Genomic DNA, 13794 nt, shown 5'->3' with positions numbered 1-13794 from the left:
AGGGAGAAGGTCATCTCGTTCACCCATGCCCTCACTGGGATCCCCGACTCAGGCCAGCCGCGGCTACGCTGGATGCATGACCCCCGAATCCTTTGTCGCCAAGTGGTCGAAGTCTGAGCTGAAGGAGCGCTCTGCCTGCCAGGAGCACTTCCTCGACCTCTGCCGCCTGGTGGGGCATCCCACCCCCGCAGAGGCCGACCCCACGGGTGAGTCGTTCTGCTTCGAACGGTTCGCCGAGAAGGTGGATGGGTCGGACGGCTACGCCGATGTCTGGAAGAAGGGCTTCTTCGCCGTTGAGTACAAGGGCAAGCGAAAGGACCTTGGCGCTGCTTATGAACAGCTGCTCCGGTACCGCGAGGATCTGGAGAACCCGCCCCTCCTGGCCGTGTGCGACACCGACCGCCTGGTGATCCACACAAACTTCACCAACACGGCCAAGCGCACCTACGAGCTGAATGTCGCCAACCTGGCAGACCCCGGCTCTCTGGAATTGTTGCGGGCCCTGTTCAACGCCCCCGAGAAGCTGCGACCGGGCGCGACCATCGCCTTTGTCTCCGAGGAGGCGGCCCGCAAGGTCGCCGCGCTGGCCCAGTCCCTGGAAGCCCGGGGCATCGAGCCCATGGAGGCGGCCCGTTTCCTCATGAAGCTGGTCTTCGCCCTCTTTGCCGAGGATGCCGACTTGCTTCCCGAGAAGCTGGTGGAGGGCATCCTCACCAAGGCCCGGCTCAAACCTACACTCACCCGGCCAATGCTCGAAAAGCTGTTCACGGCCATGCGGGATGGGGATGAGGGTCTGGCTTTTACCAATGAGATTGCCCACTTCAATGGCGGGCTCTTCGAGGATCCTTCGGCCCTGGATTTGGAACCTGCCGATCTGGACACCCTGAAAGCCGCCGCTGGGCTCGACTGGTCCAGCGTGGACCCGGCCATCTTCGGGAACCTCTACGAGTACGGCCTGGGGGCCGACAGCCGGTCCAAGCGCGGCGTCCACTACACAAGCCGCGAGGACATCCTCCACCTCATCGAGCCGGTGCTGTTGCGGCCATGGCGGGGGCGCTGGGCGGCCCTGAAAGCTGAGGTGGAGGTCAAGCTGGTCGCGAAGCCCTCCAAGGCCGCATTGGCGGTCCTACAACGCCGAGTGGAAGCGTTCCGCGAGTCCCTGGGCACCATCCAGATCCTCGACCCGGCCTGCGGCAGCGGCAACTTCCTCGTTGTCGCCATGCAGCGCTTACTGGACCTGGAACTGGAGGTCGTCCGCTTCCAGGCCGAGCGGTTCCACACCCAGGCTCTCAGCTTCCATGTGGGTCCCCAGCAGCTTCATGGCATCGAGATCCTGGCCTTCCCCCACGCCCTCGCCAGTGTGGTGGTCTGGATCGGTCATCTCCAGTGGCTGCGCCTCCACGGCTACCGTATCCAGGAACGCCCGATCTTGAAAAAACTTCAGCCCATCGTGCAAGGCGATAGCCTGGCGCTCGACTGGCCCACCGTGGACGCGATCATCGGGAACCCACCGTTCATCGGAAGTAAGCGTCTTCGTTCGGCTTTGGGTGATGCCAATGTGGAGGCCCTCTTTATAGCGTGGGATCATCGCGTGCCTCGAGAGGCAGATTATGTCTGTTATTGGTTTGAAAAGGCCCGAGAGGCAGTGACGACGGGTCGAGCAAAACGAAGTGGGTTACTTGCCACCAATAGCATCCGGCAGGGGAAGAATCGTGTGGTATTAGATCGAATTTGCAGCGAATCGCAGATCTTCTTCGCCGAGAGTGACCGCGAGTGGACCCTCGAGGGGGCAGCCGTTCGGGTGAGCATGGTTGGGTTTGGGACGATGGAAGAAGGTGAATCATGCATTCTGGATGGGCGCGAAGTCGGGGCGATTAACTCTGAATTGGCATACACAGCCTCGATGGATAGTGCTCAACGGCTCCCCGAAAATAGGGGGATCAGCTTCATGGGAAATATCAAGGCGGGACCCTTCGAGATCCCGGGACAGCTTGCGATGAAGTGGCTCGCTCTGCCCGTGAACCCAAATGGGAGGCCAAACGCTGATGTGTTGAAACCCTGGCGAAACGGCGAGGACATTACCGGGCGGCCTAGCGGGAAGTGGATTATTGATTTTGGACTTCCCCTTGGGTCGAAAGCGTCCCCGGTACCGGGAATGCTCCACCTGACGGAAAAAGAGGCCTCCTTTTATGAGGCCCCGTTCCATTACGCACAGGACGTCGTAAAACCCATGAGGGAGGCCACTCGCACTGGGAACAGACGCCCCTGGTTTGTACACAGGGAACCGGGCTCAGGTTTTCGCCGTGCTCTGTTTGGACTCCCCCGATTTCTCGCAACGGTCATCCACGCGAAACATCGCCTCTTTGTTTGGATGCCCGAGAATGTCATTGCAAGCCACTCCTTCATTATTTTCGCAACCGATCGTGATGAAGATTTCGGCCTACTGCACAGCCGCATTCATGAGCTATGGGCGCTGGTGATGGGCTCGGCCCTGGAGGATCGCCCCCGCTACACCCCCAACACCACCTTCGAGACCTTCCCGTTTCCCCAGGGCTTCCGTGAGGCACCCCCCGACGCAGTGGCCGAGGCCGCCAAGAAGCTGCATGAAGCCCGGGATCGCTGGCTGAACCCCGACGGGGCTGACGAGGCCACCTTGAAGACGCGCACCCTTACGGCCCTCTACAACGAGCGAGAGGCGGGCCGGGCCACCTGGCTCAACAACCTCCATCGAGACCTGGATCGGGCTGTGCTGGCGGCCTACGGCTGGTCGGACCTGGCCGAGCCACTCTTCGCCGCCGAGGATGCCCTCAGGGACGCCAACTCTCAGGGGGATGCCCTCGGCTTGGCACTTGGTCGCACCGAGCCCGGGCAGGCCCTCCTAGGGCGCCTGCTGGCCTTGAACCTGGAACGATCCAAGGTGACTGAGGTCTAGACAATGCGCTGGCGGGACCTTGAATCACTGGCTGCCTTCGATACCTACATGGCATCCGTGGATGCCCGGCTTAGGGATCACGGGGTAGATATCCCGGCTCGGCCTCTCCAAGCCTGCGGCATGGTCTCTCAGGAATGCCACGTCAGTTTCACGATGAGCAGCGACATATTCGCCCGAATCCACGGGTGGTTCGAGTCGCGTTATGGTGACCGCCTTCTCATCGACATGAACGTCGGCAAGATGCTGGTTCACATCAACGAGGACCCATTCGTAGTCACCTATCCGCTCATTTTTGGAACGGTGAAGGTCGAGCCGCTCAGGTGGATCGAGAATGTGACGGATCGCCTCCTGGAATCACTTCCTTCAGATGTTATGGAGGACCTCCTGGCCGCCATCATCCGTGGGTTCCAGGCTTTCAATGAGATCCGATCCAACCTGCCACCACCTCTCACTGCCGACCTAGATGCCGCTCCGAGGTATGCCCTTCAGAGGCCATCCGCACCGGGGCTTTCTAAATGGTCTTCTCAGCAAGCTGCCGAGAAGACCTTGAGTGCCTACATAAGCAGAAAGGGAGGGAATCCCAGATCCAAACCAAAGGGCGGACCTCCTCACAATTTGTTTCATCTGAACCTACTGGCATCGAAGGTTGGTCTACCTTGCTGTGAGGAGCGCCTACTTCGTGTTGTTGATTGCAGTCCCAACGTCCGATATCCCGACCGGGTGAAGACCACTCTTATTGATGCTGTATTGGCGAATCAGGCCAGCATCCTGATCTGCCAGCATGTTGCTGCTCACTGGACCTAAGTGCCTACTGTCGTCCAGGAGTGTGCTATCAATCTGTTCCTTAAAATCTTAGGTGTGGGTTCGTGTAGACCCGCCTGAGTCGAGTCAGTGCTGGAGATCGGAATAAAGGCGCCCAAAGACTTCCCTCACCTTTTCACCGACTTCTGGCTGCGTTTGATCACACATCATGGCGGCGGCCAGACCTGCAATTACTGCGGAATTCCGCATCAGCCAGATCATTCCATCAGGCGCGTAATCGCTGGTGATCTCAGTCGGAGAGTTTCTTGAATTCACCTGCATGGCGCCACCGTGGGTGAAATCATGTAGATGCGGATAGACATCGGAATGAAACACCCTAAACAGGTTATTCTCTGCCCCAAGGATGGCTCCGACAGCCCCCACCATGACACCCGCTTTCGGAGGTTCTCCTCCCCTCATGAAAGCATCAATCTCTCCGTCGGTAGCGGAGGCGAGAATCCAGGCGCCTCTGAGGCAAGCCTCGTATTGAGGCCTCAACAACGCGAAGGCTGACCCGACGAGCCCCATGGAGATTAGTTCGCAGATCGAGTCCATATGCTCCAGAGACTGGTGGAGAAGCCCTAGCCCTACTCGCAGGCGGATACTCGAAGAGAATTTCAACCCATCGAGGATGGGTGCAAGTTCGTTCATGAATATACGAAAGCGCTGCAATTCCTTTCCTGTGGGAGTGGCAGCCACTTCCACCCCAAACGTCGATCGAATCAATGCAGAACACTTCCTGAGTGCAGCAGCGGAATTCGGGTCTAATTCTTTGGCTTCAGCCTGAACGAGAAGTCGTATTGCCCATTCAACGGTGGGAATATGGGGGCGGTAGTCCTGTGTCATAACAAATTATCCTCAGTTCGAGCAATGTGTAGAATTCACCTGTAGAAGAACGAACAATAGCGGTATGATAGGGAAACACTATCACTATGATAGATAGCAGCCAAACTTTCCTCATGCCTCTCATTCGTGAACCCAATCCGAGGACCCTATGGCAGATGAACTATTTCTAGACCTTGACCTGGGAACACAATTCGGACGACTCCGCTTCAAGACATTCGAGGAATTCCAGGCTTGGAATGCTGAAGAATCAGCGGCTTGGAATTGGTTAATAAGCGTAATGAATACTGATGGGAACCTCACAAATGCCCTGAGTCAGGGACAATATGGATTGCGCCAACAACTTCAAAACCTCATCAACAATTACCATGGCAACCCTAATCTATATCGGTCTGAAATAAAGAATGCCCTTGAAAATTGGGTTTCCGGTGGCCGCGCCTTCTCCTCCAAAATGCCCATTGGGAAGTTCGTTCTGGAACTCTCGAAGACATCTCCCGTAAGCGCGGCCTGGGCTACCGCAGCTCTGACGGCCCCCCCCGTGTCTTTAAATATGTCCACTCAGTCCTCCCAATCGCTTGACGGGATCTTTCGAGCGATGCTCTGGCGAAACGGACTGAAGGGGACCGCCAGCTCTGAGAAGGCAGCTCTGGATGAGCTATTCATCCAGGCCTCAAATCATTACTCACAAAACGCATCAAAGGCCGAAGAGCAGAGTGCCCTGATCCAGAGGCAGCACGAGATGGGCGAGGAGGAAATCGCGCTGTTCAAGAACAGTGCTCAGGCGGCCCTCGACGATTCGCGCCAGCAGTTCAATGACGCCATTGGTGTAGGGCAGGCCCAACTAGATTTGATCTCTAAGACCTATGAAGCGCAGCTTGCTCTTCAGGCACCAGTTCTCTACTGGAAGCAGAAAGCCTCAAAACACTTCACCGCCCTCTGGTGCATGGTCGGGGTTGTGCTCGTTGCGATGGTTGTCGGAACTTTGGGACTGATCCAGGAAGTGAAGGTTCTTCTCCCGACCATTCAGCCTGGGAAATGGCCGGAGCCGTGGAAACTTGGGCTCATCCTGATCAGCCTAACCATGGCGATCTGGATCATCCGGATTCTGATGAAGGTGATGCTTAGCCAGCTCCACCTTCACACGGATGCTGATGAGCGAGCCGTAATGTCCAACGCCTATCTGGCATTGCTCAAGAGAGGCAAGGCCATGCAGGACGATGACCGGGAGTTGATTCTCTCGGTCCTTTTCAGGCCGTCGGCCACAGGAATCGTGGATGACGGCGGGCCAGCGACTCCGATTGAAATCATCACGAGGGCGGTACAGGGAAAAGAAAAATAACGCCGTATCCATACCCTAGATGCCGATCCTAGTCGTTATAGAAATTCTGGTCTAGCGCGTCCGCCAGCTTTCCAGAGAGCCCACAGTAAGTCAGCCTCGGCAGCTTCGGTAAGACAAAGGGGCGACGGCGGTCGGCAAGCGGCATGCGAAGAGGGGACAGCTCAATGGCCGTCCGCATCCATGTGGGGGAATAGCTGAAGCATAGTTGTTGGTCTTAGGTCGAACGCCACGGCACCATCCTGCTGTCCCCGAATACAGACTTCGACAGCGTTCGGATTCACAATTCGCCTTTCTGCTTGCGAGTCTTGCGAACACGAACAAGGGGCGCCCGCCGCCTCAGGAGAGCCATAGGATCGACTGAGGCCTTTGGAGCCAAGTAGTCGAGCCCTTCGAGCGAATCGAGGGCCTTGAGCACCTTCAGAAGCGAGTCCACCGTGGAGCCCTTCCCTCGCTCTAGGTCATCTGGACCGCTATCTGGCCGAGTTCCAATACCGATTCAACTGGCGTTTCGACCTGAAGTCCATGCTGTCTCGGTTGCTGACGGTGGCAGTCCGGACACCGGCCATGCCCCAACTACTGCTGTTACTGGCCAACAGGTAAACCGTTCAACTTGGGATAGTGAATCCGATCAATTCTGCGGCCTTCAGGAGTGCGCCATCAAATGCAAGGAAACGCACTTCGCCCTCAAAAATTCCTCGAAGCAGTTTCCTGGCTTCCCGTGCTGAGGCTAGGTGGATCGCATCATAGGTCCGCAGCGGGAATCGCTGGGCCAACTGGCGAGCGTCTTCCAGGATCTCGTCGGTGAGGGGGACTTCCTGGATGGATTGATCCCAGTAGTCCTCCAGCGCCCCCAGGTGATGGGGAAGCTCTGAGGCTGTGATCCGGCCCAGGTGAACCATTCGGGCCAGGGTGACGGAAGCCTCGGTGTAGCCGAGACGGCTCACCAGGAGCACTTCCGCACCCTTCCGGCCTTCTGCCAGGGCCCGCACCTGAGGGCTCTCGTCCTCCTCTATGAACAGCTTCACGAGGGCGGATGTGTCCAGGTAGAGCGCGAACTTGGGTTGAGGGACCACCACCTCAACCCTCCCGATCCATCAGGACGAGATCGGTGGCCGAGGGACCCTCGCCGTTCAGCTTGATGGGCTTCGGGAGCGGCCCGGGGCGCTTCAGGAAGCGAATGGGATTGGCCCCGGTTCCATGTGGCACCAGGTCCGCAATGGGTGTCCCATGGTTGGTGATGACCACGCGAGTTCCGCCCTTGGCCTGCTTGGTCAGGCTGCTCAGATTGGCCTTGGCCTCCCGCAGGTTGACGGTTTCTTCCGTGGGCACGCGAGCTGCTTTGGTCATGCCATCTCCTCAATCCAGTCCGATCTCAAGGGCCCGTTCGAGCCCCTCCTTGGAAGGGTGATCAAGCTCGCCCTTTCGGATCATCGTCGTCCGGGGGACCGCCGAATTGCGGGGTCATCGCCGACCCCTTGCGTTCTCATTCGTAGGGCGCTCTCCAGCGTGGCGCGTCAATTCGTCCTTCTCCCGGCCAATCGTAGGGTCGCCCAACTGGCGGAGAAGCTCCCGCTCCATCGGGTCCCTGGGCTTGCCCGAGGGCATAGATCGGATGGTCGGCCCATAGGCCGCGATCAGATCGTCAATCGTGAGTCCGGCCTTCATAGTGTCCTCCCTCCTGAGATGTAGGGTAAACCAACTGTGGTCACCATGCAACCACTTTTAGCCGAATTTAGCTCAAATAGTTAGCCTCTGTTTGTCTATTGCCTGACCAATACAAGGTCTGTTTAGGCTGAGGGTCGCCGATAATCAGGTCCTCGTATTTCGGGCCATTTTTAGCCGGTATCATAAGTCTAAAGCCTCGTCCCATTCTGTAAATTCAGGCCTTCTTTGGCCGATTTTAATAAGCTCCCGGTCCTAAATCTGGCGGGTAGAAGAACTTGGCCGATGACCTACTTGAGGGATCAGCCCATACCTCTCTTCATAAAAAATTCATGTTTCTAATAGGAACTTAAGCCATCTTGATAGTGCATTAATACACACTCACACACACAAAAACGACTCATAGGGTATAACTCGCTGGCAAGAAGCTCCATGAGTTCTTCATTCAAGGAAGGTTTTCCAGACCCTCATCGAATTGCTCGAAATCAGAGCCCCCAGTCAGCGGAACCTCACGGCCACCTAAAAGCCTTAAAGGTGTTATTCAGAGCCGAATAGATTAGCGCTCAAACCACGACGTGAACCAACCGACGCAGCGGCGAAGGAAGGAAGGTATCGGTTCTCGTTTCTTGCTCTGTTCGACGTGGCGACGCACCTGGGATTTCATGACCCTATCGACTGTCTTCTTGGACCACTGCTGGGCCCATTCCACCTGACCTCTTCGGATAAAGAAATGAGACAAGCAAGGAGCATCTGAAACCAGGATAGAAGGGGTTACGGTGGGAGATCCCCCCTCTATAGATAGGTGGTGTTGATCTAGCAGATTCAGCATGACCCGGTGTCCGCACCCACATGCGCAGGCCAAAGCGGCCATCTCAAAACGGCGGCTGTAATGGAACTCATATGGCCCTACCTGGGGCGGAAGCCTTTCGCACTCTATGATGCGATATACACGGGGGCTCACGTTGCCACATCCATTGTGATTTCGGCAACGTCGAATACGACGGCGTGCGAACTGGCCAGGCGGTCGAAGAATCCCATATGTTGCTTGAATCGAATCACCGCTATCGCAGCATTGAGGGCATTGAGTTCCGCAATCTGAGGCTGATTCCTGTAATCCCGATCCTGGGCGTTTTGTGCGGGCAGGTACTGCGTTCCATTAAGTTTGTCAAAATCCCCGTGATCGCCGCCGGCGGTACGAACGAATCCATACAGACCGTTTGCACCCTTATTCAACCCCATGCCCACGTCCACAAACGGCACCGAGGCACCGTGACAGGCTTGAGCAATCATTTGTCGCGAAGGGGCATCATCAACACAGACGAAGACGAAGTCGAAACGGGCCAAGCACCCCATATTGTTTTGATCAACGCGTTCAACATGAGGTTTGATTCCGCCATGAAAGTTGACATAGCTGTCGGCCAATACTTCGACCTTGGGTAGACCGAGATGTTGCTCACCATATACTCCGGGGAGTCGGAAGAGCGTATGCACATGGACGATGTCGTCGTCGAAGAGGTGGATCTCCTCAAGATGGGTCTTTGCGAGGTAGTCCAGTACGTACGCGCCCGTGCCACCGCACCCGATGATGGCCACCTTGTGCTGTCGCAACTTGTGCGACAGTTCCACTACGCCTTCACGGGCAGACAGCGCGTCAGGGAATTTCAACGGACTCATTGCGGACTCTAGGTGCTTCTTCAGGGCCCGTCGAGGCGTAACGCCAGGGTACTTATGGATCGCAGGCGAAGAGATCAGGGCAAGGTACTGGTTGATCTTTTCTTCTATGGAGTCGTACTGCCTCATCCCTTCGGGCTTGCTGGAAAGCATTCTATTGCCCACGATTTGATCCGACACGGTTCGTGCCTCTTCGGCAGTACCCGTGCAGATTTTTTGCCCATCAATGTTGCACGGTATCTCGCCCGCGAAATAGACCTTATGATCCGATGGGCGGTCGATCGAGTATCCCTCGCGCAGATCCAATGGACAGATCATGTCGAGATACTTCAACTCACCCGAGGCGTTCAGGTAGGGCACGCCGAAAATGACGAGATGCGCGTTAACGAATCCTACGTCGTAGCCTTGGTTGATGATTTTGTCGATGAATGGATTACGACTCGCCAGTGCCTGTAATTCGGAAGTCCATGCCATCTTTCACCATTACCTCTCCGCCGGGAGGCAGAGTACCAGTCAAGTTATCAGAATTACCTTTGTAGTATTTAACGATGTAGTTCGCACCCGTGGCATTAGGAAATGCCATCCCAATCAACGTCGCGTACGAAATCTTCTGGTGAGGTACCACGCGGTCGATCGTGTTCACGGAGATGGTGACATTCTTGATTTCTGGCATAAATTTCTCCAGCTGATCTACGCCGTAGGTTGGAATAAGTTTCCAAACAGGTCAAGAGAGAATCCTGGTCTAGGAATAGCGCCGGAATGGTGATGCGGTTGCTTGACGAGGGACAGAACTACCGGGAGATCGCCAAGACAATCGGCCTGTCGAAAAACACTGTTGCCGCGATTGCTCAGGGGGCTCATGTTGGAGTAAAGATTGAACCCATTTGAACCACGTCCAGGCCACCTATATTTACATCGGACTACCCAAAAAACATAAGAACCCAGCAATGGCGCCACTCACACACAATATTTACAGCGCAAAATGCGTATAATTGTGATGATCTACACCCATGTGCTGAACCGCGGCGGCCGGGGCGTGGCGAGCCCGCTGGATGGGCTGTGACGAGGCTCCCGCGCATCACCGACACTCGGCGGCTGATTCATTTTGAGCCCCGCGGCGGTACGATCGGGCCATGCACATCTCCCACCTGAGGTTCCGGCAGCTGGTGGACGAGGCCATGGCCCTCGTGCCGGAGGAGTTCCGGCCGCACCTCGAGGGTGTGGCGATTGTCATCGAGGGCTGGGCGCCGGATGCGCTGCTGGACGATCTGGGCGTGCCCGAGGACGAGACCCTCTACGGGCTGTATTCGGGGCGGGCGCTGACGGAGGGGCGGGCGGAGAGCGGCGACCTGCCGCCCCGCATCACCCTCTACCGCGGGCCCCTCCTGGAGGACTGCGCGGACGAGGATGACCTGCGGGAGGAGATCGCCACCACGGTCATCCACGAAATCGCCCACCACTTCGGCATCAGCGAGGCGCGTCTCGAGGAGCTGGGCTGGGGCTAGGCCGCGGAGGGTAGAAGAAGGCGATGGGAATGGGTCGTTTTTTCCTTCCATCCGATCATCTGACACTCCGATATTCTGAAGCATTGGGCGCGCGGCGCCCGGCAGGTCGGAGTCCTGATGCTGAAACGCCTTTGGTCCACCTTCAAGGGCAGCGTGGCCGGCTCGGTGCTGGCGGCCAACGCCCTGGCCATCTTCTCGGGGATGATCCCCCTGGCCCTGGTGAAGCTGGCCCTGCCTTTCGGCGCGGCCCGCCGCGGGGTGGACCGCGCGCTGAATGCCCTGGCGGAGGGCTGGATCGCCGTGAACGGCTGGTGGATGGCGATGGTGCAGCGCATCCGCTGGGATGTGCGGGGCCTGGAAGGGCTGCGCCGCCGGGGCTGGTACCTGGTGAGCAGCAACCACCAGAGCTGGGTGGACATCCTGGTGCTGCAGAACGTCTTCCACCGCAAGGTGCCCTTCCTGAAGTTCTTCCTCAAGCGGCAGCTGCTCTACGTGCCGGTCATGGGGCTGGCCTGGTGGGCCCTGGACTTCCCGTTCATGCGCCGCCGCAGCGGCAGCCGATCGAAGGACCTGGCGACGGCCCGCAAGGCCTGCGAGAAGTTCCGCCAGATCCCCACCTCCGTGATGAACTTCCTGGAGGGCACGCGCTTCAGCCCCGCCAAGAAGGCCGCCCAGCAGTCGCCCTACCGGCACCTGCTGAAGCCCAAGGTGGGCGGCCTGGCGACGGCCCTCAGCGCCATGGGCGAGCGCTTCGACGCGCTGCTGGACGTCACCATCGTCTACCCCGAGGGTGTGCCCAGCTTCTGGGACCTGCTCTCCGGCAAGGTGAAGCAGGTGGTGGTGCGGGTGCGGGAGCTGGAGATCCCGAAGGACCTGCTGGGCGGCGACTACGAGGGCGACCCCGCCTTCCGCGCCCGCATGCAGGGCTGGCTGCATGAGATCTGGACTGAGAAGGATCACAAGATCGAGGAGATCATTTTGGGTCTCGGCTGATGCAGGAAGGGCGCCGGGTGGCGCCCTTCCTGCGTGAGGGGCTGCGCCCCAGGATCAGCCGTTGACCTTCACGAACTGCTCCATGAAGTCCACGAGGGTCTTCACGTTCTCGACGGTGACGGCGTTGTAGGTGCTGACGCGGATGCCGCCGATGTCGCGGTAGCCCTTGAGGCCCACCATGCCGGCCTTCTTGGCCTCCTTCACGAACTGGTCGTCCAGCTCGGGGGTGGGCAGGAAGAAGTCCACGTTCATGACGCTGCGGTGGGCCTTCTCGGTGACGAAGCCCTTGTAGAAGCCACTGTGCTTGTCGACGCAACCGTAGAGCAGCTCGGCCTTCTTCTTGTTGCTGGCTTCGATGGCCTGCAGGCCGCCGATGCTCTTGTTGTAGGCCAGCACGTTGCGCAGGATGTAGATGCCGAAGGTGGGCGGGGTGTTGTAGAGGCTGTTCTTCTCGGCGTGGATCTTGTAGCGCAGGTAGCTGGGCAGGTCCTGGGCCTCGCACATTTCCAGGAAGTCCTCGCGGATGATGGTGAGCGTCACGCCGCTGGGGCCGAGGTTCTTCTGGGCGCCGCCGTAGATGAGGCCGAAGGGGCTCACATCGAACGGGCGCCACATGAAGTCCGAGCTCATGTCGCAGATGTAGGGCACGTTGCCCACCTTGGGGAACGCGTGCCACTGCGTGCCCTCCACGGTGTTGTTCGACGTGAAGTGGACGAAGGCGCTGTCGGGGCCGACCTTGATCTCGCTCTCGAAGGGCAGGCGGCTGAACTTCTGCTCCTTGGTGCTGGCGGCCACGCGCACGCGGTCGCCGGCCACGAGCTTGGCCTCCTTGGTGGCCTTCTCGGCCCAGTTGCCCGTGACGATGTAGTCGGCCTTCCGGTCGTTGCGGAGCAGGTTCAGGGGGATCATGCCGAAGCTGAGGTGCGCGCCGCCCTGGAGCAGCAGCACCTTGTAGTTGGAGGGCAGGCCCATCAGCTCCTTGGTGAGGGCGATGGCCTCCTCGTGCACCGCGTCGTACTCCTTCGAGCGGTGGCTGACCTCCATGACGGACATGCCGGTGCCGGCGAAGTCGAGCAGCTCCTCCTGGGCGCGCTCCAGCGCGGGCAGGGGCAGCCCCGCGGGGCCGGCGTAGAAGTTGATCACGCGATGGGTCATGGAAACCTCCTCAGGCCTTGAAATCGGACAGGATGGCCACCACCTCGTCGCCGATGCGGCCGAGGTTCTCTTTGGAGCTGGCGCCGAGGTGGGGCGCCATGAAGACGTTGGGGGCGGTGAGCAGGGGGCAGTCCGCGGGGGGCGGATCGCTGGGCCACACGTCGGTGCCGTAGGCCCGCACCTTGCCGCTGTGCAGGGCGGCGGCGAGGTCCGCGTCCACCACGCACTTGCCCCGGCCGGTGTTGATCAGGATGAGCCCGTCCTTCACCTTGGCGAGGAAGGCGGCGTCGATCATGCCGCGGGTCTCGTCGGTCAGGGGCGTGTGGATGCTGATGACATCGGCCTTGGCGGCCAACTCGTCGAGGCTCACCATCGTCGCGATGGGGTGCTCCTTGAGGAAGGGATCGAAGGCGATCACCTCCATGCCGAAGGCCTGGGCGCGCTTGGCCACTTCCGTGGCGATGTTGCCGGCGCCGATGAGGCCCAGGGTCTTCTTGAAGAGCTCGGTCCGCTTCAGCTCGCTCTTGAGGAACTTGCCCTCCTTCATGGAGGTGTGGGCCTCGATGAGGCGGGCGGGGATGGCGACCATGAAGGCCATGGCCATCTCCGCCACGGCCACGCTGCTGGCCCTGGGCGTGTTCATGGCCTTGACGCCCTTCTCAGCGCAGAGCTTCTTGTCCACGTTGTCCATGCCCACGCCGCCGCGGATGACGAGCTTGAGCGCGGGGGCCTGGGCCAGGAGGTTCGCGTCCACCTTGGTCTTGGAGCGGACGAGGAGGACGTTGGCCTGCCCGAGGGTGGCCATGTCGGAGCTGACGGTGCCGAAGGCGGCGAGGCGCTCCGGCAGCTTGGCGTCAAAGGCGTCGGCGATGAGGGTGTGCATGCGGATCTCC

At 59.0% G+C, this 13794-nt stretch carries 14 protein-coding genes and 1 pseudogene; 7 read left to right on the top strand and 8 right to left on the bottom strand.

What is annotated here, in order from left to right; translation table 11 throughout:
• Positions 1 to 76 precede the first annotated feature (76 nt).
• Together QSJ30_RS13220 and QSJ30_RS13215 are read left to right on the top strand one after the other, a co-directional pair.
• Entirely contained in the window at positions 77 to 2932 is a 2856-nt protein-coding gene (locus QSJ30_RS13220; protein ID WP_285610003.1) for a class I SAM-dependent DNA methyltransferase, read from the top strand.
• Between the two features lie 3 nt (positions 2933 to 2935).
• Entirely contained in the window at positions 2936 to 3736 is an 801-nt protein-coding gene (locus tag QSJ30_RS13215; protein ID WP_285610001.1) for a HEPN domain-containing protein, read from the top strand.
• Positions 3737 to 3820: 84 nt separating this feature from the next.
• Here QSJ30_RS13215 and QSJ30_RS13210 read toward each other — a convergent pair whose 3' ends face one another.
• Positions 3821 to 4579, bottom strand: a complete 759-nt coding sequence (locus QSJ30_RS13210) for a DUF6988 family protein (RefSeq protein WP_285609999.1) — start codon at positions 4577 to 4579, stop codon at positions 3821 to 3823.
• A 148-nt stretch (positions 4580 to 4727) separates the two neighbouring features.
• Between QSJ30_RS13210 and QSJ30_RS13205 the strand changes: the two genes are divergently transcribed.
• Both QSJ30_RS13205 and QSJ30_RS13200 read left to right on the top strand, forming a co-directional pair.
• Positions 4728 to 5915: a DUF6161 domain-containing protein gene (locus QSJ30_RS13205; protein ID WP_285609997.1), complete on the top strand. Its 1188-nt coding sequence runs from the start codon at positions 4728 to 4730 to the stop codon at positions 5913 to 5915.
• A 459-nt stretch (positions 5916 to 6374) separates the two neighbouring features.
• Positions 6375 to 6515: pseudogene (locus QSJ30_RS13200) on the top strand (IS1595 family transposase); the annotation flags it as partial.
• A gap of 5 nt (positions 6516 to 6520) precedes the next feature.
• Here QSJ30_RS13200 and QSJ30_RS13195 read toward each other — a convergent pair.
• From QSJ30_RS13195 to QSJ30_RS14515, 5 genes are all read right to left on the bottom strand, one after another.
• Positions 6521 to 6988: a type II toxin-antitoxin system VapC family toxin gene (locus tag QSJ30_RS13195; RefSeq protein ID WP_285609995.1), complete on the bottom strand. Its 468-nt coding sequence runs from the start codon at positions 6986 to 6988 to the stop codon at positions 6521 to 6523.
• 4 nt (positions 6989 to 6992) lie between these two features.
• Positions 6993 to 7262, bottom strand: a complete 270-nt coding sequence (locus QSJ30_RS13190; protein WP_285609993.1) for a type II toxin-antitoxin system Phd/YefM family antitoxin — start codon at positions 7260 to 7262, stop codon at positions 6993 to 6995.
• A gap of 871 nt (positions 7263 to 8133) precedes the next feature.
• Entirely contained in the window at positions 8134 to 8538 is a 405-nt protein-coding gene (locus tag QSJ30_RS14520) for a ubiquitination-like system serine protease family protein (protein ID WP_476620520.1), read from the bottom strand.
• Positions 8535 to 9722, bottom strand: coding sequence for a ThiF family adenylyltransferase (locus QSJ30_RS13185; protein ID WP_285609991.1), 1188 nt, complete (start codon positions 9720 to 9722; stop codon positions 8535 to 8537). The genes QSJ30_RS14520 and QSJ30_RS13185 overlap by 4 nt, the downstream gene beginning before the upstream one ends.
• The gene (locus tag QSJ30_RS14515) at positions 9682 to 9921 is read right to left on the bottom strand and encodes a multiubiquitin domain-containing protein (protein ID WP_420798790.1); all 240 of its coding nucleotides are present in this window, start codon (positions 9919 to 9921) and stop codon (positions 9682 to 9684) included. Before QSJ30_RS14515 ends, QSJ30_RS13185 begins: the two co-directional genes overlap by 41 nt.
• Before the next feature lie 92 nt (positions 9922 to 10013).
• On the opposite strand from QSJ30_RS14515, the gene QSJ30_RS13180 reads away from it, so the two are divergent.
• From QSJ30_RS13180 to QSJ30_RS13170, 3 genes are all read left to right on the top strand, one after another.
• Entirely contained in the window at positions 10014 to 10136 is a 123-nt protein-coding gene (locus QSJ30_RS13180; RefSeq protein ID WP_285609989.1) for a hypothetical protein, read from the top strand.
• 245 nt (positions 10137 to 10381) lie between these two features.
• Positions 10382 to 10753, top strand: coding sequence for a metallopeptidase family protein (locus QSJ30_RS13175; protein WP_285609987.1), 372 nt, complete (start codon positions 10382 to 10384; stop codon positions 10751 to 10753).
• Between the two features lie 117 nt (positions 10754 to 10870).
• The gene (locus tag QSJ30_RS13170; RefSeq protein WP_285609985.1) at positions 10871 to 11746 is read left to right on the top strand and encodes an acyltransferase; all 876 of its coding nucleotides are present in this window, start codon (positions 10871 to 10873) and stop codon (positions 11744 to 11746) included.
• Positions 11747 to 11800: 54 nt separating this feature from the next.
• Here QSJ30_RS13170 and serC read toward each other — a convergent pair whose 3' ends face one another.
• Positions 11801 to 12901: a 3-phosphoserine/phosphohydroxythreonine transaminase gene (gene serC, locus QSJ30_RS13165; protein ID WP_285609983.1), complete on the bottom strand. Its 1101-nt coding sequence runs from the start codon at positions 12899 to 12901 to the stop codon at positions 11801 to 11803.
• Between the two features lie 10 nt (positions 12902 to 12911).
• Positions 12912 to 13784, bottom strand: a complete 873-nt coding sequence (locus QSJ30_RS13160) for an NAD(P)-dependent oxidoreductase (protein WP_285609981.1) — start codon at positions 13782 to 13784, stop codon at positions 12912 to 12914.
• Between the last annotated feature and the right edge of the window lie 10 nt (positions 13785 to 13794).

The sequence above is a fragment of the Geothrix edaphica genome (assembly GCF_030268045.1).
GTDB lineage: Bacteria > Acidobacteriota > Holophagae > Holophagales > Holophagaceae > Geothrix > Geothrix edaphica.
This window is presented reverse-complemented; position numbering and strand designations above follow the sequence as displayed.

Excerpts from the sequence above, each read along its gene's own strand:
- serC (WP_285609983.1), bottom strand. The coding sequence starts at position 12,901 with ATGACCCATCGCGTGATCAACTTCTACGCCGGCCCCGCGGGGCTGCCC.
- QSJ30_RS13180 (WP_285609989.1), top strand. The coding sequence starts at position 10,014 with ATGCGGTTGCTTGACGAGGGACAGAACTACCGGGAGATCGCCAAGACA.
- QSJ30_RS13170 (WP_285609985.1), top strand. The coding sequence starts at position 10,871 with ATGCTGAAACGCCTTTGGTCCACCTTCAAGGGCAGCGTGGCCGGCTCG.
- QSJ30_RS13185 (WP_285609991.1), bottom strand. The coding sequence starts at position 9,722 with ATGGCATGGACTTCCGAATTACAGGCACTGGCGAGTCGTAATCCATTC.
- QSJ30_RS13160 (WP_285609981.1), bottom strand. The coding sequence starts at position 13,784 with ATGCACACCCTCATCGCCGACGCCTTTGACGCCAAGCTGCCGGAGCGC.
- QSJ30_RS13220 (WP_285610003.1), top strand. The coding sequence starts at position 77 with ATGACCCCCGAATCCTTTGTCGCCAAGTGGTCGAAGTCTGAGCTGAAG.
- QSJ30_RS13205 (WP_285609997.1), top strand. The coding sequence starts at position 4,728 with ATGGCAGATGAACTATTTCTAGACCTTGACCTGGGAACACAATTCGGA.
- QSJ30_RS13190 (WP_285609993.1), bottom strand. The coding sequence starts at position 7,262 with ATGACCAAAGCAGCTCGCGTGCCCACGGAAGAAACCGTCAACCTGCGG.
- QSJ30_RS13215 (WP_285610001.1), top strand. The coding sequence starts at position 2,936 with ATGCGCTGGCGGGACCTTGAATCACTGGCTGCCTTCGATACCTACATG.
- QSJ30_RS13210 (WP_285609999.1), bottom strand. The coding sequence starts at position 4,579 with ATGACACAGGACTACCGCCCCCATATTCCCACCGTTGAATGGGCAATA.
- QSJ30_RS14515 (WP_420798790.1), bottom strand. The coding sequence starts at position 9,921 with ATGCCAGAAATCAAGAATGTCACCATCTCCGTGAACACGATCGACCGC.
- QSJ30_RS13175 (WP_285609987.1), top strand. The coding sequence starts at position 10,382 with ATGCACATCTCCCACCTGAGGTTCCGGCAGCTGGTGGACGAGGCCATG.